This is a genomic window from Alteromonas sp. KUL106 (genome assembly GCF_009811415.1).
Lineage (GTDB): Bacteria > Pseudomonadota > Gammaproteobacteria > Enterobacterales > Alteromonadaceae > Alteromonas.
The window spans coordinates 1-25640 of the sequence record NZ_BLIG01000041.1; the positions used below are offsets into that span (position 1 = coordinate 1).

The 25640-nt window shown below is 44.6% G+C and carries 26 protein-coding genes; 11 read left to right on the forward strand and 15 right to left on the reverse strand.

Annotated features, from left to right (window positions below; all coding sequences use genetic code 11):
* The first annotated feature begins 379 nt into the window (after window positions 1-379).
* Entirely contained in the window at window positions 380-2011 is a 1632-nt protein-coding gene (locus tag GVO63_RS14390; RefSeq protein ID WP_159580789.1) for a response regulator, read from the forward strand.
* A 35-nt stretch (window positions 2012-2046) separates the two neighbouring features.
* Here GVO63_RS14390 and GVO63_RS14395 read toward each other — a convergent pair whose 3' ends face one another.
* Both GVO63_RS14395 and moaA read right to left on the reverse strand, forming a co-directional pair.
* Entirely contained in the window at window positions 2047-2574 is a 528-nt protein-coding gene (locus GVO63_RS14395) for a GNAT family N-acetyltransferase (RefSeq protein ID WP_159494441.1), read from the reverse strand.
* Between the two features lie 127 nt (window positions 2575-2701).
* Window positions 2702-3670 (reverse strand): GTP 3',8-cyclase MoaA, encoded by a 969-nt coding sequence (moaA, locus tag GVO63_RS14400; protein WP_159580791.1) that lies wholly within the window; start codon window positions 3668-3670, stop codon window positions 2702-2704.
* 350 nt (window positions 3671-4020) lie between these two features.
* On the opposite strand from moaA, the gene GVO63_RS14405 reads away from it, so the two are divergent.
* The 3 genes from GVO63_RS14405 (at window position 4021) to GVO63_RS14415 (ending at window position 6569) form a co-directional block, all read left to right on the forward strand.
* On the forward strand, window positions 4021-5841 hold the full coding sequence (locus GVO63_RS14405) for an ABC transporter ATP-binding protein/permease (protein WP_159580793.1): 1821 nt from the start codon (window positions 4021-4023) through the stop codon (window positions 5839-5841).
* Window positions 5842-6057 carry a DUF3820 family protein gene (locus GVO63_RS14410; RefSeq protein WP_159580795.1) on the forward strand — a complete coding sequence of 72 codons (216 nt, stop codon included), beginning with the start codon at window positions 5842-5844 and terminating at the stop codon, window positions 6055-6057.
* 188 nt (window positions 6058-6245) lie between these two features.
* Window positions 6246-6569: a hypothetical protein gene (locus GVO63_RS14415; protein ID WP_159580797.1), complete on the forward strand. Its 324-nt coding sequence runs from the start codon at window positions 6246-6248 to the stop codon at window positions 6567-6569.
* On the opposite strand, the gene GVO63_RS14420 is transcribed toward GVO63_RS14415, so the two are convergent.
* Genes GVO63_RS14420 through GVO63_RS14435 form a run of 4 tightly spaced genes read right to left on the reverse strand, consistent with a single transcriptional unit; the run spans window position 6566 to window position 10281 of the window.
* The gene (locus GVO63_RS14420; RefSeq protein ID WP_159580799.1) at window positions 6566-7930 is read right to left on the reverse strand and encodes a TrkH family potassium uptake protein; all 1365 of its coding nucleotides are present in this window, start codon (window positions 7928-7930) and stop codon (window positions 6566-6568) included. The genes GVO63_RS14415 and GVO63_RS14420 overlap by 4 nt on opposite strands.
* Window positions 7927-8583, reverse strand: a complete 657-nt coding sequence (locus tag GVO63_RS14425; RefSeq protein ID WP_159580801.1) for a TrkA family potassium uptake protein — start codon at window positions 8581-8583, stop codon at window positions 7927-7929. Before GVO63_RS14425 ends, GVO63_RS14420 begins: the two co-directional genes overlap by 4 nt.
* On the reverse strand, window positions 8583-9278 hold the full coding sequence (locus tag GVO63_RS14430) for a response regulator transcription factor (RefSeq protein WP_159580803.1): 696 nt from the start codon (window positions 9276-9278) through the stop codon (window positions 8583-8585). The genes GVO63_RS14425 and GVO63_RS14430 overlap by 1 nt, the downstream gene beginning before the upstream one ends.
* Window positions 9279-9282: 4 nt before the next feature.
* Window positions 9283-10281 carry a DUF4118 domain-containing protein gene (locus tag GVO63_RS14435; RefSeq protein WP_159580805.1) on the reverse strand — a complete coding sequence of 333 codons (999 nt, stop codon included), beginning with the start codon at window positions 10279-10281 and terminating at the stop codon, window positions 9283-9285.
* 326 nt (window positions 10282-10607) lie between these two features.
* Between GVO63_RS14435 and GVO63_RS14440 the strand changes: the two genes are divergently transcribed.
* Window positions 10608-10811: a bacteriocin gene (locus GVO63_RS14440; protein ID WP_159494432.1), complete on the forward strand. Its 204-nt coding sequence runs from the start codon at window positions 10608-10610 to the stop codon at window positions 10809-10811.
* A 2-nt stretch (window positions 10812-10813) separates the two neighbouring features.
* Complete coding sequence (locus GVO63_RS14445) at window positions 10814-11206, forward strand: hypothetical protein (protein WP_159580807.1); 393 nt, start codon at window positions 10814-10816, stop codon at window positions 11204-11206.
* A gap of 102 nt (window positions 11207-11308) precedes the next feature.
* On the opposite strand, the gene GVO63_RS14450 is transcribed toward GVO63_RS14445, so the two are convergent.
* The 4 genes from GVO63_RS14450 to GVO63_RS14465 all read right to left on the reverse strand — a co-directional run bounded on the left by GVO63_RS14450 (window position 11309) and on the right by GVO63_RS14465 (window position 15195).
* Entirely contained in the window at window positions 11309-12652 is a 1344-nt protein-coding gene (locus GVO63_RS14450) for a class II 3-deoxy-7-phosphoheptulonate synthase (protein ID WP_159580809.1), read from the reverse strand.
* 178 nt (window positions 12653-12830) lie between these two features.
* Window positions 12831-13754: an ABC transporter ATP-binding protein gene (locus tag GVO63_RS14455; protein ID WP_159580811.1), complete on the reverse strand. Its 924-nt coding sequence runs from the start codon at window positions 13752-13754 to the stop codon at window positions 12831-12833.
* A complete protein-coding gene (locus GVO63_RS14460) occupies window positions 13735-14712 on the reverse strand; it encodes an iron ABC transporter permease (protein ID WP_236552166.1) in 978 nt (325 codons plus the stop codon). The genes GVO63_RS14455 and GVO63_RS14460 overlap by 20 nt, the downstream gene beginning before the upstream one ends.
* A gap of 6 nt (window positions 14713-14718) precedes the next feature.
* Entirely contained in the window at window positions 14719-15195 is a 477-nt protein-coding gene (locus GVO63_RS14465; RefSeq protein WP_159580813.1) for a low molecular weight protein-tyrosine-phosphatase, read from the reverse strand.
* 93 nt (window positions 15196-15288) lie between these two features.
* Here GVO63_RS14465 and pepE point away from each other — a divergent pair, with 93 nt between their 5' ends.
* A complete protein-coding gene (pepE, locus tag GVO63_RS14470) occupies window positions 15289-16011 on the forward strand; it encodes a dipeptidase PepE (RefSeq protein WP_159580815.1) in 723 nt (240 codons plus the stop codon).
* Here the strand turns inward: pepE and bioD are convergent.
* Genes bioD through bioB form a run of 4 tightly spaced genes read right to left on the reverse strand, consistent with a single transcriptional unit; the run spans window position 15982 to window position 20340 of the window.
* Window positions 15982-16788 (reverse strand): dethiobiotin synthase, encoded by an 807-nt coding sequence (gene bioD / locus GVO63_RS14475; RefSeq protein WP_159580817.1) that lies wholly within the window; start codon window positions 16786-16788, stop codon window positions 15982-15984. The two genes, pepE and bioD, sit on opposite strands and share 30 nt — an antisense overlap.
* Window positions 16785-17828 carry a methyltransferase domain-containing protein gene (locus GVO63_RS14480; protein ID WP_159580819.1) on the reverse strand — a complete coding sequence of 348 codons (1044 nt, stop codon included), beginning with the start codon at window positions 17826-17828 and terminating at the stop codon, window positions 16785-16787. Before GVO63_RS14480 ends, bioD begins: the two co-directional genes overlap by 4 nt.
* A gap of 2 nt (window positions 17829-17830) precedes the next feature.
* Complete coding sequence (locus tag GVO63_RS14485) at window positions 17831-19216, reverse strand: 8-amino-7-oxononanoate synthase (protein ID WP_159580821.1); 1386 nt, start codon at window positions 19214-19216, stop codon at window positions 17831-17833.
* Complete coding sequence (gene bioB / locus GVO63_RS14490) at window positions 19216-20340, reverse strand: biotin synthase BioB (protein WP_159580823.1); 1125 nt, start codon at window positions 20338-20340, stop codon at window positions 19216-19218. The genes GVO63_RS14485 and bioB overlap by 1 nt, the downstream gene beginning before the upstream one ends.
* 98 nt (window positions 20341-20438) lie before the next feature.
* Between bioB and bioA the strand changes: the two genes are divergently transcribed.
* The 4 genes from bioA (at window position 20439) to GVO63_RS14510 (ending at window position 24281) form a co-directional block, all read left to right on the forward strand.
* A complete protein-coding gene (bioA, locus tag GVO63_RS14495) occupies window positions 20439-21704 on the forward strand; it encodes an adenosylmethionine--8-amino-7-oxononanoate transaminase (RefSeq protein ID WP_159580825.1) in 1266 nt (421 codons plus the stop codon).
* A 111-nt stretch (window positions 21705-21815) separates the two neighbouring features.
* Window positions 21816-22337 carry a DUF2937 family protein gene (locus GVO63_RS14500; RefSeq protein WP_159580827.1) on the forward strand — a complete coding sequence of 174 codons (522 nt, stop codon included), beginning with the start codon at window positions 21816-21818 and terminating at the stop codon, window positions 22335-22337.
* 304 nt (window positions 22338-22641) lie between these two features.
* Window positions 22642-23796, forward strand: a complete 1155-nt coding sequence (locus GVO63_RS14505) for an ABC transporter substrate-binding protein (protein WP_159580829.1) — start codon at window positions 22642-22644, stop codon at window positions 23794-23796.
* Between the two features lie 203 nt (window positions 23797-23999).
* On the forward strand, window positions 24000-24281 hold the full coding sequence (locus GVO63_RS14510) for a hypothetical protein (protein WP_159494419.1): 282 nt from the start codon (window positions 24000-24002) through the stop codon (window positions 24279-24281).
* A gap of 60 nt (window positions 24282-24341) precedes the next feature.
* Here GVO63_RS14510 and GVO63_RS14515 read toward each other — a convergent pair whose 3' ends face one another.
* On the reverse strand, window positions 24342-25604 hold the full coding sequence (locus GVO63_RS14515; protein WP_308469302.1) for a GNAT family N-acetyltransferase/peptidase C39 family protein: 1263 nt from the start codon (window positions 25602-25604) through the stop codon (window positions 24342-24344).
* Window positions 25605-25640: the final 36 nt, after the last annotated feature.

The window sequence follows — 25640 nt, forward strand, 5'->3', positions numbered from 1 at the left end:
TTTCATTTTTTCCATACCTTCCAAACTTGAATTAAATATTTGTCTCTTTTATCTCGGCAATACGATGTGTATTCAAAATATTCAACACGACAGATTTAAAACCAGTCCGCATAGATAATTGTTCTCTGAATCAAAATTCCATCACCTAAAATTTTGTAAAAAGACGACTTTTTAGTTACGTAAAAGAAATCAAAGTGCAAAGATGCATTGGTTAGTGGTTCCATATCGCTTTGCCACGAGCAAACCCAAAGTCCAAGCCCCCGTACAAACGATAACTACGAATAATCCGAGTTATGCGATAGTTTCCATTAAGCGCTATACTTGGGCTATGGATAAAGTGGTAAGGTAATAGAATTCGCACTTCCGAGGCTATCGTTCAATGAAACTACAGTTGGCTAAAAACACCAAGCTACTCATTGCTGAGGATCAAGTGCTGGCAAAAAGCCACATACATTACGCGCTTGAGCAATTAGGCTTTAGAAACATGGACTATGTCGATAGACCCTCTCACGCTCTGTCAGCGATACAAGAACACGACTACGACGCTATTATTTGCTCATATAACTTACGCTCTGAGCAGGGCGGGTATTTCTTGTTAGAGCAGTTGAATGCAGATCACGCCCTCCCCCTCGCAAGCGCATTTATTTTCACAAGTGCTGATACGTCAACGGAAGTGGTGCATGCAATCATTGAACTACAGCCGGATGAGTTTATCGCCAAACCTTTCTCAGTAAACGAGCTAGATAGAAGACTCTCGCGAGTTCTTTCCCGAAAAAAAGCGTTGAAAAACGTCTATGCATTCATGGATAAGAAAGACTACGAGAAAGCCATAGCTGAAGTAGAATTCTTTTTATTACAACCTGAAAATGCTGAGCATTTCCCTCTCGCCATGAAAATTAAAGGCGATTTACTTCTTCTAACACATCAGCACCATACTGCCATTGCATTCTTTGAGTCGATCGTAAACATTCAAGACTTCAATTGGGCTAAAATGGGGATAGCAAGAGGTCTTATCGCACTCAATGAGTTAGAGGATGCAGAGAGGGAAATCATTCAGCTCGCTATGCGGCCAGATTGCGCATTAGAGGCCTACGATCTCCTCGCTACACTTCAGATAAAACAGGCGGCTTTCGACGATGCGTTAGAGTGCACGTCACTGGCCTGCACCCTGTCTCCACGCAATATTGAACGGTATCAACGAGCAATCAACTTAGCGCGAATAACCCATGACTACGAAAGCCAATTCAATAGCGCTAAAAGAGTGGTACGTTATGCACGTGGCTCGATTCACGATAAACCAGAAATTTATCTAACCGCCGCTCGAGCCGGTGTTGACTTTGCTATGACATCAGAGCCTGAGCATATCAACAATATTGTTAAGCAAACCCATGACTATCTGCGACAATTGAAGAAGGCACACCCCAGAGCAACGCTCAACGACGAATTGGCCGTTATTGATGCAAGACTTCATTACCTTAAAGATGATGCGGCCAAGGCACAATCGTTACTCAGCGACTTTCACATAGATTATGACCAACACCATTCTACTGAAGCATTGCTAGACAGAGCAAAAGCGTTACATGAAGTGGGTATGAAAAAAGAATCAATTGCTATTTTAGATGCCATCTCATCCAGAGAGGAAAACACTTCAGATGATATGAACTTGATGATGACATACCTCAAGCAAGAGAAAGCAGAAAAAGAGACGATTTCATTAAGCCCCAAAACGCTAAACAACACAGCGGTGGCGCAATACAAACGAGGTGATTTAGCCCAGTCGTACACAACCTTTTCTCAGGCATTTCGAGTAATGCCTAAAAATCCGTCAATTGCATTAAATTATCTCCAGTCTATTGTAAGAGCAAGAAAGGCAAATACTGCCATGCCCCCTAATACATTGGCAGAAATTAAAAAATGCAGAGAAACTCTTGAAACAGCACAATTATCAGCAGACCAAAAAGCCCGCTACGATACTGTGAAAACAATTTTGAGTGGCGAACAAGCGCATTAGCCGCGCAATCAGCCTTAATATTTAAATAAACAGCGCTAGCTTTTGTAGACGACTACTGTTTCGTGAAAAAGCTTGTCTTTATACTCTTGTTCATGACTGAATGTCATTCCTAGCTTTTTCATAATATTAATCGACGCATTATTCTGCGGGTTAGCAATCGCTGAAAATTGCTCAACGCCAATATCATAAAGCGCATCTTTTACCGTGCTAGCCGCTTCTGTCGCATACCCTTTACCCCAGGTATGACGTTTAAAACGCCAGCCCAACTCCATATTATCGCTTTCAGGGTGCTGAGTGAAAAAGCCAAAAGGGCGAACGAGTATCCAGCCAATGCTTTCTCTCTCTTCTAACGTCTCGACACGCCATAATCCCCATCCTAGTGCGCGATTAGAGTAGGCTTGAAATCGCGGTACGAAAATGTCGAGTATTTCCTCTTTTGTCGACTTTTTGCCGCCATTAATGAATTTCATGACGTGCTCGTCTTGGTCGAGCTCCCACAAAAAGTCTGCATCTTTTTCGGTGATGTAGTGATAAGAAAGGCGGGCACTGTCCTTGATATGCATAAACTTCCTTTATACTTATTGTTTTACTTATACTTATATTCGTGAATATAGCTTACTTTTGAAACAAACCAAATAAATAAAACTTAATATATTTCAGATTTCGTGAGAAAGAAGAAAAGCATTCTCGCTAACCGCCAAGCATTGCTAAGTGCTTTGTAGCCCCCGTTTTCCCTTCGTGAAGATAATGTGTTTCATGCTTTTGCCCAAGCACATTTTTGAGAAATGTAATGACCTCATCTACATCACCTGTGGCCAAAAGCTGTCTCATGTCGATACCATTTTCGCTAAATAAACAGAGATGTAGTTTTCCTGGTGCTGAAACACGAAGGCGATTACATGTTTTACAGAAGTCCTTACTGTAAGGCATGATAAGACCAATTTTCCCAGCAAATTCAGGGTGATAAAATTCCTGTGCTGGCCCAGCGTCTTTTCTTCGCAATAAAGGCTGCCACCCCATTTCCAGCAAGGTACGTTTTAGGGGAGACCCGCTTTGATGCTGCTTATTAAAAAACGTATTTAAATCGCCTGTCTCCATCAATTCAATGAAGCGAAGCGTCACGGGCATATCTTTCAGCCAGGCTAGAAAGCGGTTGAGTCGGCTATCAGAAAAGTCATTCAGCAACACGGAATTTACTTTTACGTCAAGGTTCGCATCAATAGCCGCATCTAACCCTCTAAGTACTGCCTTGAGCTTATCTTGCCCTGTAATGGCTGCAAATTGGCGGGGATCTAAACTGTCTATGCTTACATTGACTTGATCAAGACCCGCGTCTTTCCATTCGTGCGCAAACTTTTCCATTCGCGCACCATGGGTTGTCATCGCCACCCGCTCTATTCCCGGCGTATTACTTGTTAACCGAAGAATATCAAGAAAGTCTCGTCGTAACGTCGGTTCTCCGCCTGTTAAGCGTACCTTGGATGTGCCTAGTCTAGCGAAAGCCTTAAGCAAAGTATCAATTTCGTTAAGTGTCATAAACTGATCGCTAGACGGACCTTCATATCCATCAGGCAAACAATACTGACAGCGGAAGTTGCACGCTTCGGTCACTGACAAACGCAAATAGTGAAACTGTCTACCGAAACTATCTTCTAACAAACTAACTCCTTAAACTTGGCCAACATTGGTGTGATGATGTTCACATCGTTATCATTAATTAAACAACTCAACGACGGGTTAACAAGGTTACTAAATTAAACCACAACTTAGTGTACGCGCCGTAAAACTAAAATTAAACACATTCATCGCTATAAATAAGACCATTTTAATCTCTAGCTTCTTTCAAAACGTACACCAAAAGAAGGGATTCATCATATGAGAGCATGTTACTCTTCCCTAATTTCAAGAGATCAGAATTTTGGCGCGTATTAGAACTTAATTCTTCACGCATTTTATTTAGCGAACTTCCGTTTAATTACCCTGAATTTAACAATTAAGCACACTATAAAATGAGAAAAAACCGTTTTCCTACTAATCTCGATGAACCTGTTAAATGGCACGTTCTCTCGCAGCTATGGCCCTATTTACTTGAGTTCAAACAACGTGTTTTTCTGGCGCTATTGTGCTTAGTTGCAGCAAAACTTGCCAGTATTGGCCTTCCCTACGTGTTGAAATATACGGTAGACAGTTTAAATGGTGATTTAACCACGTTAGCCCTCGCTGTCCCCATCAGCCTTATTGTGGCATATGGAACCTTAAGATTACTCAACGTTTTACTAGGCGAAATTAGGGATACTTTGTTTGGCCGCGTGACAGAGCGCGCCATGCGCCGACTGGGCTTAAAAGTCTTTAAACACTTACACAATCTCGACTTAGGTTTTCATCTAAATCGACGAACCGGTGGCCTTTCCAGAGACATAGAACGTGGCACCAATGGCGTCAGCTTTCTTATGCGCTTTATGGTATTTAATATCGTACCGACTTTACTTGAGATCACATTAGTTGTTGGCCTGCTGTTATTTCAATTTGGCGTCTCTTTCGCCCTTATTATTGTTTGCAGTGTTATCGCCTATATCGGCTTTTCGATGAAAGCGACCGATTGGCGCACACGCTTTGTCACTCAAATGAACGAAGCTGACTCAACCACCAACTCGCGAGCAGTAGACAGCCTATTAAATTTTGAAACGGTTAAATATTTCAACAATGAAGCCTTTGAAGCACATCGCTACGACTCCGACTTAGCGAAATGGGAAAAAGCACGAAGAAAGAATCGACTCTCTTTATTCGCGCTAAACGGAGGGCAAGCAGCGATCATTGCTGTTGCCATGACATCTATGATGGCCACTGCCGCCTTTGGGGTAATGAACGGTGAAATGACGATTGGAGACTTTGTACTCATTAATGCATTCACCATGCAGATATTCATGCCACTGAATTTTCTAGGCTTTGTTTATCGAGAAATACGAGGAAGCCTTGCCAACATAGATAAGCTTTTTGAGCTTCTCTCTCAAACGCCAGCCATTGAAGATGCGGATAACGCCACTGAGCTAACGTGCGCAAACCCTGCGATCAAATTTCATAACGTGCATTTTTCTTATAACGAAAATCGTCAAATTCTAAAGGGCTTAAGCTTCGATGTACCACCAGGTACAAAAGTCGCTGTTGTCGGCGAGAGTGGCGCTGGTAAGTCAACCCTAATGAAACTGCTGTTTCGATTTTATGAGCCTAATGAAGGCGAAATTACCATTGACGGCAAGGACATCACGCAGCTCACTCAACAAAGTTTGCGGGCACACATCGGGATCGTGCCGCAAGACACCGTACTTTTTAACACGACTCTGTTGGAAAACATTCGCTACGGTAACCCTAATGCCAGCGATGAAGACATTAAACAAGTGATCAAACTAGCACACCTCGAAGCATTTGTAGAAAGTCTGCCTGAAAAGTTAGAAACCACAGTGGGTGAGCGAGGGCTGAAACTTTCTGGCGGCGAAAAACAACGCGTGTCTATCGCCAGAGCCCTACTTAAAGGCGCACCCATTATGATTTTTGATGAGGCCACCAGTTCATTAGACAGTACGTCAGAGCGTGCAATTTTAGCTGCCCTTCGCGATGCGGCCAAAGGGCATACTAGTTTAGTCATAGCCCACAGACTGTCCACCATTGTTGATGCCGACAAGATCCTGGTACTTAAAAACGGTACGATCGTAGAGGAAGGGACACACACCTATTTGCTTGATCGAGGTGGTGAATACGCTACGCTATGGCAAGCGCAACAACGTGAAAATGAAGAACACAACGAAAATCCCCAGAAAAAAGGCGATCAATAAATGGACCCAACGCTTATCAAAGCCGCTATCAATCAGGTCATGCCATTTGGCAAGTACGCAGGAAGGCGCCTTTTTCATTTACCTGAACCTTATTTAGTATGGTTTCATAAACAAGGGTTTCCGAATAACAAACTAGGTGAACAACTCGCGTTAATGTACGAAATAAAACTCAATGGATTGGAGTCCGTTGTAGAGCCACTTCTAAATGAAGATTGATCGTTGGTTACTTGGCCTCTCGCTTTCGAGCTGAAGCTTACGGCTACTAGCCGCTTTGTATAATTACCCCAAATTCATCGTATTAATGAATAAATTAAAATGACGACGATAAAGTAAGTGTCTGTTCACTTTCTTTTTCTAACAAAGCACGCTTAGCGTATTGATAGGACATAACCGCAAGAAACCTTATGTTTGCAAGACCCAGAAAACAACGTAGAAGCGATGTAAATGAACGCATCAAAAGAATTCACAGCGCCATCGCTGACAAGATATTGTCTCGTCCAGAGCTTTTTAAACATGTTGAAGAAACCTTGGAGCAGCGCTATCAAAGCAAAATGATGCGTTATGGCAGTTACCTCTTGTGGAAAGGCATTATTGAAACGCGCGACAACCCGACCTTATTTAAAGCGCTGTTATTGGCTGACGACGAGCGAACAGCCAATCTTCGCAGAGAGACGATTTTTACTGGCATCTTAAGTGAAGAGGAAAGATCTGCCTTATTAACGACCTAACCAATCGCTAGCTTCGCTTCTGGATACTTAATGCGGCTTATACGGGGGCTAGCAATAAAATATGCCAACGTTAAAGGCCCCAGTCTCCCCGCATACATAAGTAAAATTATTATCCACTCTCCACTGTTTGACAGCGTCCCAGTGAGTCCTCGAGAAAGACCTACGGTACCAAGAGCGGAAACCGCTTCGAAAACGACATCCAAAAAATCAGCATCTTCTGACATTAACAAAAGGAAAATGGCTATCCAAGTTATCCCAATAGAAATCATTGTCAGCGCAAGTGCTTTACTAATAGTATCGTTTGAAATCGTTCTACCAAAAAGACGGGGAGCAGACCCCCGCTGGATATAGTTGTAGGCGGTAATAAGCAAAACAATGAAGGTCATTAGTTTTATACCGCTTGCGGTACTCATAGACCCTCCGCCTATGAACATAAGCAACAACATTAATGCAGTAGTGGGGTCTTCTAGTGATGCGATATCTAGCGTATTAAAACCGGCGGTTCTTGGCGTCACCGCTTGAAACCATGAAGCCCACAGTGCACTTTGAGTATCAAGATTCGCCAACGTAGCAGGGTTGTCACTTTCAATAAGAAAGATAAGCAAAAAGGCGGTCACGTTAACAATTAACGTTCCTAATATCATTGTCTTTGCATAAACAGACAAGCTTTGCCATCTTCGCTTTTTATGCAGTTCTATCCATACTGAAAAACCGAGACCACCAATAATAAATAGTGCAGAAATAGTGATATTGATTATAGGGTCACCGACGTAGTCAGAAAGACTATTTGCACTTAGCGCAAACCCTGCGTTGTTAAACGCTGAGATGGTGTAAAAAAACGCATGAAACAGCGCTTCACCCGCCGTTTTTTCCTGCATCCAATAAGCCGCAAGAATACAAAAACCCACTAATTCAACCAGGAAGGCAAAGATAAGCACCGACTTCGCCGTAGATACAAGCGTTGACAAGTCGGTTTGATTGAACGCCTCTTTCACCGCGGATTGTTGCAAGAAACTTATTTTACTTCCTAAAGCAATGAGCGTAACGATAGCAAATGTCATTAGACCCAAACCACCCAGCTGTATCAAAACTGCAATAACAGATTGCCCGGCAGTGGTGAAAACAGAGCCCGTATCGACCACAACAAGCCCTGTAACTGTCACCGCAGAAGTGGCGGTAAATAAGCTCTGAATCCATGAGATGGGTTCGTGTGTCATCATCGGTAACTTAAGGATGATGGTGCCCAAAAAAATTACGGCAACAAAACTTAAAGACAAGATAAGCGGCGGCCCGACCTGAATTTTGTTGATGCCTTTAGGAGAACGTTCAAGAGGCCGATAGTTTGGGTCCCATCTGTTCATTGTGCCAACCTTGGCGCTATTTTGACTAAGCTGTCTCTGTGCCCACAGAGAATAACTGTATCGTTCGACGTCACCTCGAAATTTTCGGATGGGTTGTGATACAGTTGATGACCTCGCTTAACAAGCAAACAAGAAACTTGCCCCTTCCCGACGGACAGCACGTCTTTTAGCGAAAGAGACGAAAACTGGTCAGATAAAATGACGTCAACGATATACATTCCATGGCCTATGCCTAGATAGTCATTCACCATGGGATAGTTGAGCGCTTGTGCCACCCTCGCCCCCATTTCTTCTTCAGGATGAATAATTTTAGACACCCCCAGTTTCGATAAAATAGCATGATGAGCAGAACTATTGGCCTTAACCCAAATATTGGCTACCCCTAAATTTTTAAGTGCCAATGTACAGAGCAAGCTAGCTTGCATGTCTTCACCTATGGCAACCAACACGGCTTCACTTTGACACAGGTTTAATTCCTTCAGCGCACGTTCGTCACTGGCATCACACACAATGCATTGCGTAAACTCACCCGCATACTGCTCAACCAGCTTTTCACTTTTATCGATTCCTGTAACGGTATGCCCCATATGAATTAATTCAAGGCTAGCCGTTAAACCAAACTTACCAAGCCCAATGACACTAAAATGCGACATTAATTCGTCTCCGGTTTATTCACCATTATTCGGTAGCCTTGTTTAGGCATTGTCTCTATTAAATCTGTGTAAAACGGGTCTACCTTCTTTCTCAGCTGCCTTACCAGAATGCGTATATAGTGGGTGTCTTCGCTGTGATGTAGCCCCCAAATTCTTCTTAACAATTCTTGTTGACTGATAAACGCACCTGGATGCTTTGTTAGCTCATCGAGAAGCTGCACTTCTTTAGGCGCTAGCGCAATGCTATGGCCTTCAACGAGAAGTCGTCGCTCTGAAATATCCAACTCAATTTTGCCCATCTTTCTTGTCGGTATGGTTGGCTCAACAATTGGATTGAAGTCTCTCAATAATACTTTAACCCGGGCAACAAGCTCTCTGACCCCAAAAGGTTTACTGACATAATCATTGGCCCCTCGCGAGAGTAGGTCTACTTTATCTATTTCTTGATCTCTTGCAGACAATACAAGGACCGGCAGACGACTAGATTCTCTGATACGTTTTAGGACTTCACTTCCCTCTCCGTCAGGTAACCCTAAATCTAAAATAACGAGATCGGGATGGTGCTGAGTAAACGTTGATAAAGCCTCTCTAACCGAAGCAACGCCAATGCACTGATAACCTTCTGCACCTAACGCAATGCTCAACATCTGACGAATATTTGCATCATCTTCAACAAGTAGAATGGTTTGGCTCATTGTGTTAATCCCTTATTGGCATTGAAATACAAACACGAAGCCCTGGGGTGGTATTTACAAGTTTGATATCGCCTTGATGAGCATGGACGATACCTGCTGTGACGCTTAGCCCGAGGCCAATGCCGCCTTTACCACTATCACTGCTGCGACTGGTTTGAAAAAGCTGAAATGGCGCTTTTAGCTGCTCTTTACTGAGCCCTTTTCCCGTGTCCTGTATTTCAAATTCAAACTTTGTATCAGTCTTGCTAACCGTTAACGATACGGCGTCGTCACTGAACGTAAGGGCATTATCAATGACGTTAAATAAAGCTTGTTCAAACAAAGACTCAGAGGCTGTAATACATTCACTACTGCTGATATTGACCACTTTTAACCGTCGGTTGTTAATACGACTTTCTATAGACGCTAAAAGCGAAGTGAGATTGATACGGGTTAGGTTTAGCACTAGTGCATTGTGCTCAATGCGTGTGGCTTGAAGTAGGTTTTCTACGTATATATAAAGGCGTTTACCTTCATCGTACACCCCTTGCAATAGGGCCTTCTTCTCGATTTCTTCAAGCTTGTCTTGATATGTTGTATAGGTTTCCACCGAGCCAATTATAGTAGAGAGCGGCGTGCGCAAATCGTGTGACACTGAACGCAGAATACGCGATTGCGTTTTTACAACCTGAAGCGCGTGCTGTTGGGCGTTAACATAAACCGCAAGCTCGCTCATGAGTATGGCCACCAAAATAAAAACAACGAAGTTAATGCTGTCTTCGATTTCAGCTATCTGAAATGAGTATAATGGCGCCGTAAAAAAGTAGTTGAAGCTTAGCGCCCCTGCTAGCCCAGCAAGCAAGCCATAAAACCTTGAGGTTGTTAACGCCACAATGGCACATGCCAGTTGTAGGATAAGTAGAATACCGCCAAGCGGTAAAAACCAGTGGCTAAGTGCCAAACACCCCAAAATGGCTGAAGCCATGATGAAAAGTGTATAGAAACCGTGTTTAAATTGGGTCATAGGTCTATTGTGATTACGTCAACACTATGAGCATATCAACCAAAACAAAAATATACGCGTAAAATTTAGGTAAAAAGCGTTCTAACAATGACGGAAAAGCTTGCACATTTTTTGCTGCACTCATTCACCCTACATCAAAACTGAGATGTTCTCGTTTTAAATAGTAAAGTGCCCTCATTGATATCCTCAAAACCGCTCATCGATTTATTCACACAACCTTCAAAACTAGCCATAGATACAGGAGATTTGATCGATTTTCACTGGTAAGTTTGTTAAGCGTTGCCATGGCATTTAATCAAATAGAGATAGACATAAGGAATTTGACAATGAAAGAGCTAACAAAACATGAATTAGCGCAAGTAAGTGGTGGGAACTACCTCATAGGCCTAGGGTTTGGAATATTGGGTTCTTACGTGTATGACAGCATAGGTGGGAAACAGGGCGTAGACAGCTATCTTGAAAATAGTGTTGCCTCCGCTCGGTCGAGCATAAACTATTGGAGCGGACGTATTCTTCGCAAGTTTAGATAGCCATGCTTATTTCTTTAATTTGCGAGTATGTGAAGTCTCAAGCAAGCAGCAAATGGCTTTTCGCCGCCGTTTACTACGGCGGACTCGCGTTTTGTTGTTATTTTACCTATTTACACATCATGGAGTTAAGAGAATATAGCAGCAATTTAATGTTCAACGCCGCGCCTAACTTTTTGGCTGTTCCCATCACCTTTGCTTTTGCTTTTCCCGTCGCTAACGACAATAGAAAAGTCACCGCACTCTTTTGCGCATTGGGCGTGGTGGGATATGAGTTTATGCAGCTTGGAATGGATGAGAGAACGTTTGACAGTTTGGATGTCTTATTTTCGGTAATAGGCTATGGGTTTATGCTGTTAGCCATTAAGGTTGAAAAGAAAATAGCTTCACGTTTTTAAAGACAAAAACGGCACCTCACTGATGCCGTTTTTTCACATAGCCGATGCGAAAATCGCTTATTACGCATTACGCATTACGCATTACGCATTACGCATTACGCATTACGCATTACGCAAATGATCAGCTACCAAGAACGCCATTTCAAGCACTTGGTCTGCATTCAATCGCGGGTCACATTGCGTTTTATATGCCTGTGCTAAATCTTCATCGCTAATTTTGTAAGCGCCACCGGTACATTCGGTTACGTGCTGACCGGTCATCTCAAGGTGGATACCACCAGCATGTGTTCCTTCGGCTTCATGAGCTTGGAAGAACTGTTTAATTTCTTTCAAAATTGCATCGAAGTTACGTGTTTTATAGCCACTCGATGCCGAGAAAGTATTGCCATGCATCGGATCTGAGCTCCACACAACGTGGCGACCTTCAGCTTTCACTTTACGCAACAAGCGCGGCAAGTTGTCTGCTAGATTATCAGCGCCCATGCGCGTGATAAGGGTTAAACGACCGGGATCGTTTAGCGGGTTAAGTGCATCAATTAAACGTATAAGTTCGTCTTCTTGCATGCTTGGCCCCACTTTCACACCAATTGGGTTGTGAATACCGCGGAAAAACTCAACGTGTGCGTGGTCTAATTGACGAGTACGTTCACCAATCCACACCATGTGAGCCGAACAGTCATAAGGTTTACCCGTAAGGGTGTCGACACGCGTTAACGCCTGTTCGTAGTTCAACAGCAGTGCTTCGTGGGATGTAAACAGCGAAGTTTCATGGAGCGTTGAGCTGGTTTGCGCATTAATGCCGATGACATCCATAAATTCAAGGGTATCTTGAATACGGTTGGCCATATCCGAGTAACGCTCTTTAAGCGGATTGTTCTCAACAAACGCCATGTTCCAGCGGTTGACTTCGTGAAGGTCTGCTAATCCTCCCTGCGCGAAAGCACGCAGTAGATTCAGCGTTGATGCGCTGCGGTGGTACGCTTCCAACAAACGATCTGGGTCCGGACGACGCGCCGCCTCGGTGAATTCGAAGTTATTAATAATATCGCCGCGATAGCTTGGTAAGGTCACGCCATCACGGGTCTCAAAATCAGACGAGCGAGGCTTAGCGTATTGCCCAGCCATGCGTGCAACTTTTGTTACCGGGCAGCGGCCAGCAAAAGTAAGCACAATTGCCATTTGAAGAATAACTTTAAAGGTGTCGCGAATTTTGGGCGCGTTAAACTCATCAAACGATTCAGCGCAGTCACCGCCTTGCAAAAGAAAGCCTTTACCCAAGCTCACTTCACCTAGCTGACGTCGAAGCTCTCGAGCTTCAGCAGCGAATACCAGTGGAGGATAAGAACTCAGTGTTTGCTCTACTTCTTTAAGACGTACTTTGTCTTCGTACTCTGGTTGTTGAAGAATAGGTTTACTTCTCCAACTATCAACTTGCCAATTACTCAACGGTGTTCTCCTGATAATAAACGTAGGGCAAACGTTTTACTGAAAATAGTCATTGAAGCGCATCGCTTCAAATAAAAAAGACTGTACAGCGCCTCAAGAAATGTCTGTAGCGCTTTTTTCTAATTAGTCTAATGTGAAAATATAAATCTAAAACAATATTTGAAGCACTTTACCACATTTATTCTAGGGAAATAGGTGCGCAAACTTGAATTTCTAGAAAGTTATCGTGCTTGCTTATAGCAAAATGACATTCAAACACATGTTCAAGGTTAGTTTGGGTGGCCACCTCTTGCGGCTCTCCCAACGCCACCATGCGGCCTTTTTGCATTAACCATAGGCAATCGCAATAGTTGGCGCTAAGCGCGATATCGTGAGACGTCATAAGTATTGTATTTCCTTTGTTGCAAAGGAACTTAACTAAATTAGCCAGTGCATATTGATGCCTGATATCGAGCCCCTGCAGTGGTTCATCGAGAAACGCAATGCCCTCTCCCCGTTCTAGTTGCGGCCAAATTTGCAGGAGCGAGCGACAAATTTCTACCCGCTGACGCTCGCCGCCAGATAGCTGAGTGAGAATTTTGTTCAAGAAGTCAGACACCTCCAGCGCTTTTTCTAACACAGGAGGAATAAGTGAACTTAGCTGTGCTGTTGTATAGAAGCTTAAGTATTCTTTTACTGACAAGTGAAAACCACTTTCGCTTTGTTGAGCTAACAAGGTTCGTACACTTGCCAACATTGCGAGGGACCAATTATCCATTGGCTTGCCAAGCAGCCTGACCTGCCCTTCATCTGCATTGATAAGCCCTGAAAGCGTATGCAATAACGTAGATTTTCCTGCACCGTTTGGACCTATAATGTGAATACATTCACCTTTCTTCACTTCTAAAGCTTGTACAAAAAGCCGAGATGTCACTTTTACATTTTGAAGGCATAGAACGATTTGGCTATCAACTCGGTTATGTTCAGTGCTAAGGCTTTGTTTCTCGTTATTTTCGGCTACGTCTTGCTTATTAACCTCGTTACCGTCATTACCACTCGGGGGTGGGTCATGTTTGAAGTGAGAGTTCTGCATCGCTATTTTATCACCCTTTGATTTGGCCATTGGCCAGTGCCCAAATGAGTAATGGACCACCTAAGGTTGCCGTAACCATAGAAACTGGCAGCGTTATCGCGCGGGTCAGTTCAGAGCTTAATGCGACTAGCATGAGTAAACTTGCCCCGCACAACGCGCTTAGAGGCAATAAAAAACGGTTATTGTGCCCAATAAGCAAGCGTAAGATATGGGGGACCAGCAAACCAACAAATGCAATCGAGCCTGCCATAGAAACCGCCGTGCCCACGGCGATAGCGCAAACAATTAAGGCACGCTCGGTAAGTTTATCGACATCAATACCACTACTTTTCGCGGCCAATTCGCCCGCATAAAGCTTATTGAGGTCTCCTGCCCAATAAATTTGTAGCGCGACAGCAATGACAATCAGCGGGGCTCCCACAGATAAAATTAACCAGTTGGTTTGATACAAATTCCCCATTAGCCAAAATGTGAGATTGCGAAGCGCGTTTGCATCACTGAACATGTAGAGCCACGCAATCACAGCGCCGCTGATCGTGGATATGGCAATACCCGCTAAAATCACAGCCGTGGATGAATTCAATAGCTTTCTTGCAAGGCGATAGATGATGAATGTCGATAGTAGCGCGCCAATAAAACATCCCATGGGAAGTAAATAATGTAGGTAGGCTGATGCCCATTGTGGCGTTAACAGCAACAGTAGCGCTGCGACCAAACTCGCCCCGCTTGTTATACCAATAATGCCAGGGTCTGCCAGTGGGTTTCGCAATACCACTTGCAGGGAAGCACCACTAACAGAGAGTGCCGCTCCGACTAGGCATGCCGTGAGTATAAGCGGCATTTGTAATTGCACAATAATATGCTGCTTGAGCGCGGTAGGCGCGTCAGACCAACCTGTTGCCCCCAGAATTCCTGCGGCACCAAGTACCAACGCAAGGCTTACAACTACAATAACAATATTGACGACATTGCGCCTTATCAAGGTAATCCCGCCCTATGATTTTTGTGTGTTTTTAAGATGAGCGATCAAACCTTCTGACGCCTCTTCTATAAGGTCTAACACAAGCTCGAAGCCTCGTTTCCCGCCATAATACGGATCGGGTACCTCTTTATCTTCAACATCTGCGAAGTCTAAAAATAGCTTAATTTTATTATGATGCTGCCCTGGAGCCATGCCATGAAGGTTTGCAAGATTGCTATTATCCATAGCCAAAATATAGTCGAAACGCTCAAAGTCATTTTCATCTACACGTCGACATTTAAGCCCTTTAAAGCTGTAACCACGCTCAACGCCCGCGGCTTGTGAGCGTTTATCTGCTGGCTTACCAATGTGATAACCGTGTGTCCCGGCAGAATCAATGTCTATATCTAAGCCAGCTTCAGCGGCTTTTTTCTTAAATACGGCTTCGGCCGTGGGCGAACGGCAAATATTCCCCAAGCATACAAATAACACCGATGTAGATTGTTTCATTCAAAATCCTATTTCAACGCGGTGACGGAGCGCGACTAAACTTTATAGCTAGTTTCACGTATGATACGCCGTCAGAAAAATTGTGGAGTTAGTATGACCGCACATGTACTTATGCTAAGTAGCTCACGCCAAGGCAGCGAAGCCTACTTAGAGCACGCTAGAGCGCTTATTTTTGCACACTTAGGTGAAATTCGCGACCTTCTATTTGTACCTTACGCAGCCGTAACCCAATCGTATGATAGCTACGTGGATGCTGTCGCGACTGCACTGCCAGAGTGCAACGTAACAGGCCTGCACACCCTTGAAGATCCGGTTACTGCGATAAATAACGCCAAGAAGAACGGTCAAGCCATTGTCGTGGGTGGAGGAAATACGTTTCATCTGCTCTCAACCCTTTATGCTAATGCGCTTATTGTGCCAATGAAGCACGCCATTGCCGATGGAACGCCTTATATCGGTTGGAGCGCGGGCTCAAACATTTGTGGACAATCAATTAGAACCACCAATGATATGCCTATAGTCGAGCCTCCAAGCTTTGATGCATTGGACGTTGTTCCGTTCCAAATAAACCCGCACTACACTGATTATCAGCCCCCCGGTCACAACGGTGAAACCCGCGATCAGCGTTTGGCAGAATTCACCACGTTGAACCCAACTACACCTGTGGTTGCTATTCGCGAAGGCACGGCCCTGCACCTCAGCGATAGTCAGCTTAGCCTCTTAGGTGAAAGGGACGGTTTCATCTTTTTAGGTGAAGAAAAAACGCCTATTCACTCAGGCGATGACTTAACGTATTTGCTCAATAGCGGCGAGTAGCGCCTCTTCGTTAGGTTTTAACTGATAAGGAATTTCGGCCAACAACGGCTCAGGTAACATGGCAATGAGAGAACGCAGGTTCTCTTCGTATCGTGTCATGTTACCTGTGATATCATTCGCTACCCACCCTTTTATGGTTAACCCATCTGCACGAATCGCTTCTGCGGTTAATAACGCATGGTTCAAGCAACCCAGTCGCATGCCCACGACTAAAATCACGTCCATTTTGAGGGTTTTCACCACATCGGAAAGATAGTAAGTAGGCGTAAATTCATCGCCCACCGTTAACGGTAAACGCCACCCGCCAGCTCCTTCCATTAACAAGATATCTGGCTGATAGGTATTTAGTACGTCAAGCCCTTGGGCAACGCTTTCAAAGGTTAGCGCAACACCTTCTTCGAGCGCAGCAATATGTGGCGCGATTGCTGGCTTAAGTGCAATTGGGTTTATTTGATGTAGAGGAAGTGTCTGTCCACTTTCATCTATTTGATGTAGAGGAAGTGTCTGTCCACTTTCATCGCTTTTTTCATTTGCGCTTTCAAGCGCGTTATTGTCTGTAATTTTAATGGCTTTGTTTGCGCGTATTTTGGAGCACGCTTTCTGAATATTTAGCGCATCTTCGTTAACCCACTCACCATCAATCTGTTCGCAACCGGCGGCGATAGGTTTGTAACCGATAGCCCCTAGCGAAGCTTTTTGCGCGGCTTTTAATAGTTGGCAGGTAACATAGGTTTTCCCCACCTCTGTGTCGGTACCGGTAATGAAATACTGCTTCATCGTTTTTCCAATCTAAAATGACTCACACGGTAGGTAAGCGCAAATGAGCCTTCTACCCCGTTAATATTGCGATAGGCCATGGCTAACTTTTTAATATCTTTGCGTGACAGCGCAGGTTGCTTGCGCCCGGTTTCCCCTGCGCCAACCCCTTTCACAGAGCGAAGTAACGACATAATGTCGCTGTGTCTATCAACGTAGTCTTTCGTGATAACACGCTGCAAAGAGAGGCCTGATTGTTTGAAACTGTTAACCCACTGCGCCGTGGTGGGCATGTACGTTTGTGCTTGTGGGAGTTGCGCTACTTTGCGCGCGGTTTTAAGCTCATTAAACGAACCCGCTACCATTATCGCTAGTTCGGCAACTCCACCTTCTTTTTGCACTCGCGCTATCTCGCGGGCGACAATGTCTGTATCGCTAGCCCATTGAAGCGCCATGGATGAAAACACAAGTGAAAATTGGGTCTCAGGAAAAGGTAAATTGCGGGCACTTCCCTGAACAAAAGTGGGGTCAGAGTACTTTTTGCGAGCCTGCGCTAACATGCCCTCGGCAATATCTACGCCGGTCGCCGCTGCTCCTCTATTGAACAGCGCCTGTGTGTGCATACCGGTACCGCAGCCTATATCAAGTGCCTCACCCCGCAGCGCATGAGGTAAGTTAGCCAAAGCCTGCTTAGCGATAACTCGCTGAATAGACGCAACCCTGTTGTATTGCGCTGCGGCTTTTGAAAAGCGATGGGCAACATTCTGCTCGTTGATTACAGGAGCAGTACCACCGTGTGTCGCTTTAAAGCCCTTAACTGTGGCATAACCGTGAGCTATTACCTCACAATCATTCGTTGTATCCCCTTCGGTCATTGCATACTTATCTGCTGTAGCAGTGTCTTTTGCGTGAGTCGCCCCCTTACATTCAGTTATATGTCTCACTGAAAAGGCCCCGTTTACCGGAAATGGCCTCTGGGCGCTATCACGCGGCATCTTACTTTCAACGTTACTTAGCGATTCTGCCGGTGTGACTATGTTTGTAGCGGGGCTTGATGACATCTTTACAACTCGTTGGTAGGAAGGTGGCCTGAAGCGGTATCACCGCATTTTGGTGCGCTTTGTGCTGACGCCTCAGTTATCGCCAGGTTATTCCACGACAGCTCGATGGCATCAATTAAGACGTCAATATCTTGGGTAGTATGGTTTGAGGTAAGCGTAATTCGTAGTCTGTCTTGTTTTTTCGGAATTGTTGGCTGTCTAATTGCCGTAGCCCAAATACCACGTTGCTTCAGCCCGTCACTTAGCGCAATAGCGCGCGCGGGGCAGCCCACAATGATGGGCTGAATTGCGCTTTGTGACTGTCCCAGGGTTATTTGACTTAGCGCGTCGCTTTTCCCGCTAGCATTAAGTGTCTGTCCAAAACGTTGGTGGAATGACGTTTTGAAATAGGCAATATTGCTATTGAGCGTCTCGCGACGCGAGGTATCGCTGGCAATATGAGTCAGTGAATACAGGGTTGCGACTGCTTGTGCTGGCGGCATGGCAGTAGAATACACATAGTGCTTAGAAAAATTCACTAGATAGTCGATTAAGGTTTGGCTTCCCGCAATAAATGCGCCGGCTGTGCCCACCGCTTTGCCAAACGTCCCCATAACAATAGGCACTTCTTGCTGAGTTAAGTTAAGCGCTTCTGCTGTACCAAAGCCATTGTCACCCAGCACACCCATGCCATGTGCATCGTCCAACATGAACCATGCGTTATATTGAGCAGCAAGCTCTGCGATGCCTTTGCAGGGTGCAACATCACCGTCCATGCTAAACACCCCTTCGCTGGCGATTAGCATGTCTTGTTGGTTGGTGTGTGTGTTTGCGTAAGCGTTGGCATCAGTACTTCTATCCGCATTGGATACGTGTTTGTGACAGGCGCTCGACAGCACGCTCTCTAAATGACTGAGATCGTTATGCTTGAAACGTCGAAGCTTAGCGTTTTCGGATACACATTGCGCCCCTTCTAAAAACGATGCATGCATTAGCTTATCTGCAATAATAAGACCTGCACTCGCGCCTTTGTTAGGGTGAGAAAGGTGAGGAAAAAGTGCCATGCACAAGGCCTGGTTGGCAGCGAAGCCAGAATTAAACAACAGCGCGGCTTCCCGATTTAAACCATCAGCAATATACGCTTCAAGCGCCAAATGAGCTTGGGTGTGCCCCGTAACCAATGGGGATGCACCGCTGCCACCACCAAATTGGGCCAGCCCTTCAACCCAACTTTGCAATACACCTTCATGTTGGCGCATGCCTAAATAGTCGTTGCTTGAAAAATTAAGATAGTGCTCACCGTTAATACAAATAATGCTGTCTTTTTCGTATTGTTGGCATTGGCGCTGGCGCAGCAAGCCCTGTTGGGCCCGCTCGCTCAGTGCATCGTCTAACCAGTTAAAGGCCATTACGCCTCCGTCAAATGCTGTTTCTTTCGCGCTACCTTAGGCTTGGTGGCATCAATAAACAAGTCGTTGTTGTCATTGCCTTGTTCATGCTGCTGGGCAATTTCTTCTTCTAAGACCTGTTGGTGTGCTTCGTCTGAGTAATCCCTTGTGCGCTCAGTATTAATGCCAAGTTTTTTGAACAACATGACATCTTCATGGGTATCGGGGTTTGACGTGGTTAACAGCTTGCAGCCATAGAAAATAGAATTCGCGCCCGCCATAAAACAAAGGGCTTGCATCTGTTCATTCATGGCTTCGCGCCCAGCCGACAAGCGCACATGTGACTTAGGCATCATGATGCGAGCAACCGCAATAGTGCGGATAAACTCAAAATAATCCAGGTCTTCCACACTATCGAGTGGCGTACCTTTTACTTTAACCAACATGTTAATAGGCACACTTTGAGGCTGCTCAGGAAGATTCGCTAACTGCACTAGCATACTAGCGCGATCGCTTACTGTTTCTCCCATCCCTACAATTCCCCCTGAGCAAACATTCATTCCTGCGGCGCGGACATTTTCTAACGTGTCCAAGCGGTCTTGATAAGTACGGGTTGTAATAATATCTCCGTAATACTCAGGTGAGGTATCAAGATTGTGATTATAGTAATCAAGGCCTGCTTGCTTCAGCGCAACGGCTTGATCACGAGTTAACATACCCAGCGTCATGCAGGTTTCTAAACCTAAGCGCTTCACCTCTTCAACCATTTTCAGAATGTAAGGCATGTCTCTGTCGCGAGGATTTCGCCATGCAGCCCCCATACAAAAACGGGTAGAGCCTACTTGCTTTGCTTCTTTAGCACGCTGAATCACTTTTTCAATTTCTAGTAAGCGCTCTTTTTCAAGGCCAGTATCATAGCGGGCGCTTTGTGGGCAGTACTTACAGTCTTCAGGGCATGCACCGGTTTTAATCGACAAAAGCGTGCTAACCTGCACTTCATTAGGATTAAAATGCTGTCTGTGTACGACTTGAGCATCAAACAGTAAATCGTTAAATGGCTTGGCGAACAAAGCTTCAACTTCCGCTTTGGTCCAATCGTTTCGAATAGTTGTCGTTTGCGCTGTAGGCGCATAAGCCAGTGTCATTGACTGTCCTTTACTAATGATAATTGCTGGCTTAGTCTATGCCCCAATAACGAGTTGTCAACTCTGACCAATTACAAACCTTTACCAATGGTTAATTTGTGAACAATATAGAATTTGATAAACAGCACATCTGGCACCCTTATACTTCAGCGGTTAACCCCCTTCCCTGTTATGAAGTTATTGGCGCAAAAGGCGCTGAGCTTACCCTGGCCAGCGGTGAAGTATTAGTAGACGGCATGTCTAGCTGGTGGGCAGCTATTCACGGCTACAACCACCCCGCACTCAATGAAGCAGCACATAAGCAAATTGACGCATTTTCTCACATTATGTTTGGCGGTATTACCCACCAGCCTGCGGTAGATTTGTGCAAATCTTTACTTAGCATGGTACCTGCGGGTTTAGAGCGGGTATTTTTAGCTGACTCAGGCTCAGTGTCAGTTGAAGTGGCTATAAAGATGGCTATTCAGTACTGGGCATGTCAAGGGCGCCCGGAAAAGTCACGTATTGTCGCACCCCGCAATGGCTATCACGGCGATACGTTTGCCGCCATGAGCGTGTGCGATCCAGTTAACGGTATGCACAGTTTATTCGAGGGGGTATTAAGCAAGCAGATTTTCGCACCGGCCCCTCAAACCCGATTTGGGCAAACCTTCAGTGAGGACGATATTCTTCCGCTTGAAGAGATTTTTGAAAAGCACCATCACACTATGGCCGCCCTTATTCTTGAGCCCATTGTTCAAGGCGCGGGGGGCATGCGTATCTATCACCCTGAATATTTAAAGCGCTGCCGCCAGCTTTGCGACACCTACGATGTGCTTTTAATATGCGATGAAATAGCCACCGGCTTTGGTCGCACAGGTAAACTTTTCGCCTGTGAGCATGCAGGTATATCACCTGACATCATGTGTTTGGGAAAAGCCATTACTGGCGGATATATGACGCTTGCAGCCACATTGTGCACGGAAGATGTGGCTTTAGGCGTTTGCCAAGGTGAGCCTGGTGTTTTTATGCATGGCCCAACGTATATGGGTAACCCCTTGGCTTGTGCGGTTGCCAATGCTAGTTTGTCGTTAGTGAATCAAAACCATTGGCTACAGCAAATTCCCGCCATTGAGAAACAATTACAAACCGAGTTGGCAAAATGTGCAGACTTACCCCGTGTTGCTGATGTAAGAGTACTAGGCGCTATAGGGGTGGTCGAAACGGTTAATCCCGTCAACGTCGCCGACATTCAACGCCATTTCGTGAAACAAGGGGTATGGATAAGGCCCTTTGGGAAACTGGTATATATTATGCCTCCGTACATTATATCGCCAGAGCAGTTGAGTAAATTAACTCATGCAATTTATACCGCTTTGAAATAGTCAAGCAGGTAAATTTGCTGGAAAGTGGAATCGGTAATGAGTGTTGTCGGTTTGGGCTCGCTTTAGCTGATTGAAGAGCGGGTGAAATTAGAGGGTCAGAGTGAGTATTAAATGGTAGTTCGTGTTCTCGATAAAGTGGTTTTTGCAGTTTTATTTATTATCACGCTACAGGTTCCTATTCTGGCGGACCACTATCGTCAATACTTGAACGGTTATTATGATGCTTTGCGAGACGAAGTTGCTAGCTCTTCTGAGCTTGCCAAACAACATGGTTTTTCTTCGGTAGAGGCCATGCTGGACAGTCTTCAAAAAAATAGCGAACCTGTGGTTCGAGAGAACGCGTCTATGAAAGCGTCTCGGTTTGCGCAAATCACAAGTCTTGAACTAGGTATGAGAAAGTTAGAGCACGGGCACTATTTTGAACAGCTTGTATTTATGGCCTCTCCATCTCAGTATGGAACTCTGCGCCGCGTTTTAGATAATTTCAGGCCCTCAATACCATTAACGCCATCTTCAATTGTGTTCAGCTTAGTTACCGCTATTTTGTTGAACCTGTTGATCTGGACGCCACACTTTTGCTACTGCCAAGTTAAGAAAGTGAAAAACAAGCCGAAGCGTTATTCGTATAAATAGTATGCAGATTCACTCGGTTGCGATTTCTCGTGTACCAGATTCAACATTCACCCGCTTCGATAAAACGGTCATATCACGTCGCTAAAAAACATCATTTCCTAAATATAAAGACAAAAGTTGAATAGGCAAACTGTGCAAACGATTTATAGTACAGTGTGGAGAAAGTTGTCAGCGAGACGCATGTTATGAAGGGACAACACTGTATAGGAAATAGTGAAAAGTGATATTAAAACGCCGTTTTTGTTTTTTATTTATCTTTTGCGGAGTCATTAGCTCAAGTTTTGCGCAAAAATTAAATATCGGTGTGTCTGTATCCACGAGCGCCCAGAGAGAGGCGTTCTACACCCTTGCACGCGACTTTGAAGCCCGCCACCCCAATACTCAGGTAAACTTCACGGCACTAAGTAGCGAAGACTACAAGGTAGCCTTCCCCAATATGATAGCGACCGATAAACGTTTTGACGTATTGTATTGGCACGCAGGGCAACGGCTATTTCATTTTGTCGAAAAAGATTTGATTCAGCCTATCGATGATCTGTGGTTGGAAAAAGATTTTGATAACGCCTTTGACGAGAATGTTAAACAAAACCTCAACTACAACGGTCGATTTTATGCGGTTCCCATTTCTTATTATCAAATTGGATTCTATTATTCAAAAGAGGTATTTGAGCGTTTATCGCTGAATGAACCCTCATCGTGGCAAGAATTTCTAGCCGTATGCGAAAGCATAAAAGCCAGTGGCATTGCGCCGATTTTTATAGGAACTGAAAGCAACTGGCCCGCCACTGCTTGGTTCGATTACCTAAACCTCAGACTAAATGGGCTCGCTTTTCATGTAGCGCTAACTCAGGGGGAAGTGCCCTTTAATGATGAACGCGTTAGACTTACCCTCAAAACGTTGTATGAGTTAAAAGAAAGAGAATTCTTTATCGCAAACCATCAAGATTTTCAGTGGAACGAGAGCTTGCCGCTGTTGTCTAGGGGCTTAGTTGGCATGTCGTTGATAGGTAATTATGTCATTCAAGACATCAGAAAAGACATGTTACCGAAATTTGGCTTTTTTCCATTCCCTCAAATTAGCGAGAGTGTCGGCAAGTACGAAGAAGCGCCCATTGATATACTCGTTATTCCTAAGCGAGCAAAAAATCTTTCTTTAGCAAAAGCGTTCTTAGCGTTTGTTGCTAACCACGACGTTCAAAATAAGCTTAACAAAAAGCTTGGCGTGATCTCTCCCCACAAGTTATCACAACAACAAACCTCTGAGCTTACAAAAGAAGCCTATTTGGAGTTGTCTACGGCGGATGGCTTTTCACAATTCTTTGACCGCGACGCCAATGAAGCCTTCGCTGGCGATATAATGCATACCATTGATAAATTCATGGTTAACGGTGATATAGCGACGACCATTGAAAGCCTTGAACTGGCGCGCAGTGAGCATTTCCCATCGTTGGCAAACTAACAGCAATCCCACCACATACTGTCATTTAATAGCACAGCAAAATTCACTCAGCTTTTTATATTGAACGTGGCATCAATAATGCAATGTTTGTATATAAGGGCAAGAAGTAAACCTTTTAATGTTATTAGCGTGCGAAGCTCGATTATTAAAAAGTCTTACTTATCAAACCCTTGCCTTTAAATTTCGCAAAAGGAGATATTATTATGCCATCAGATGCTCAATTATTGATCGGGAAAGTGTTGCAAATTAAAGACAAAATTACCGCCAAACGTCATTGTATTCCCAGTGATTTAAAAGCGGAATGGAATACGTTAAGCGCACAAACCGCATGTTTTGAGAGTGAAGCGCTTTATAACGGTGCGGTAAAAGGCCAAGAGATGAACAAACACATCGATTATTCAGGCTCGGTGAAAGAGTTATCTCAATTGGTGAATAAGCTTAAGAAACTTAACAATAAGGTAAACGTTACGCTGGTTCATCACTAAGGTCTATTGACACCTTTGTTATCTTTAGACCTTAGGTAAAAAATGATGTTGTAACACGTATTATTTATTCAATTTTAGGAGGACTAATGTTCTTACTTTACGCGTGCCATAACTGGCAAGTCTTAAAAAATCATCGCGAGCAACAGGAATGTGCTGATACTCAACGGGTTGACCTTCACTTGCGTCAGGGTCATGAAGGTAGTAGCAATGAGCGTCACAGCTCGTGACTGCTACCCAGTGGGGCACCTTCTTTTTGTCGAACGCGTACGTGCTAATTAGACACAAAACTGCACCACCAGCTTTTAACGTTTGGTCAATAACATCGACTCGCCAGTCTGAAATTTCTACCGAAATACCTTTAGCTGACGCTTCCGCCATAAACTGCGACTCGACGTTTTCGACAATTGCTTTTTTATGAGTATCTCGCACACCATCTACAAAAAGCGGAACATTTTGGTTGATAACAACTTGCGCCATGTACCCTTCGTTAACGGCGGCAAGTGCTAAGCCAACTGGATGGCAGCCACCGTGCCCAGACATCATAAAAATCGTTGTTGCCGTACGCCAAAGCGACAATTCTTTTTCTTGTGTCATTTCATACTGATTGTCGAGTGCGCACATCGCCATCATCAGTGCAGAAGGCCCGCAGGTAAAGTCTGTCGTTTGCTGATACCAAGGGTAAACCTCAGGTTTAACTGACTTACTTGGCACCAGAACTTTTTGCATACGCAATGCGTCTGTATGATCATCATAATAGTCGGTATACATACCAAATTGACTAAATCCCAACTTCTTATAAAGCGCAATGGCACCAGCGTTACCCACCGCCACTTCTAGGCGCATAAATCGCTTTCCCCGCAAAAGCGCCCGCTCCCCCAAGCTGTTTATTAATTTTTCTGCAACGCCTAAGCCTCTTGTCTCTGGCAGCACGGCAATAGAGTACAACCGAGTCAGCTGCGTACCACGGCGAAGCAAAAGTAAACCATAGCCAACAATACTCTTCGTACTGCTCGCACTTGAGTGCTCACCCTTTTCACTTCCATGTGTAGGCTGCTCGCGCTTGCTAGGCTCGATGTCATTGAGCCCGCTTAACTGAGAAGGCAATTCTCGCTCGGCCACAATTAGCTCAGCATGTGGAGCCTCGATATAGAATTTAAAACGGCTTTTACTGAGCCTATCAGTGGTGAAACAGGTTCTCTCAATATGCTGAAGGGAAGCAAGGTCGTGTAATGTGGCAACGCGCAGCACAATATTTGTCTGTACTGTTGGCGCGAGTGTAATTTCTCGCCCCGATGTCGGTTCATCTTTAGGCTGCGTTTTCATCGCCCTGTTCTCGTTATGCATTTCGCCCACACTGTT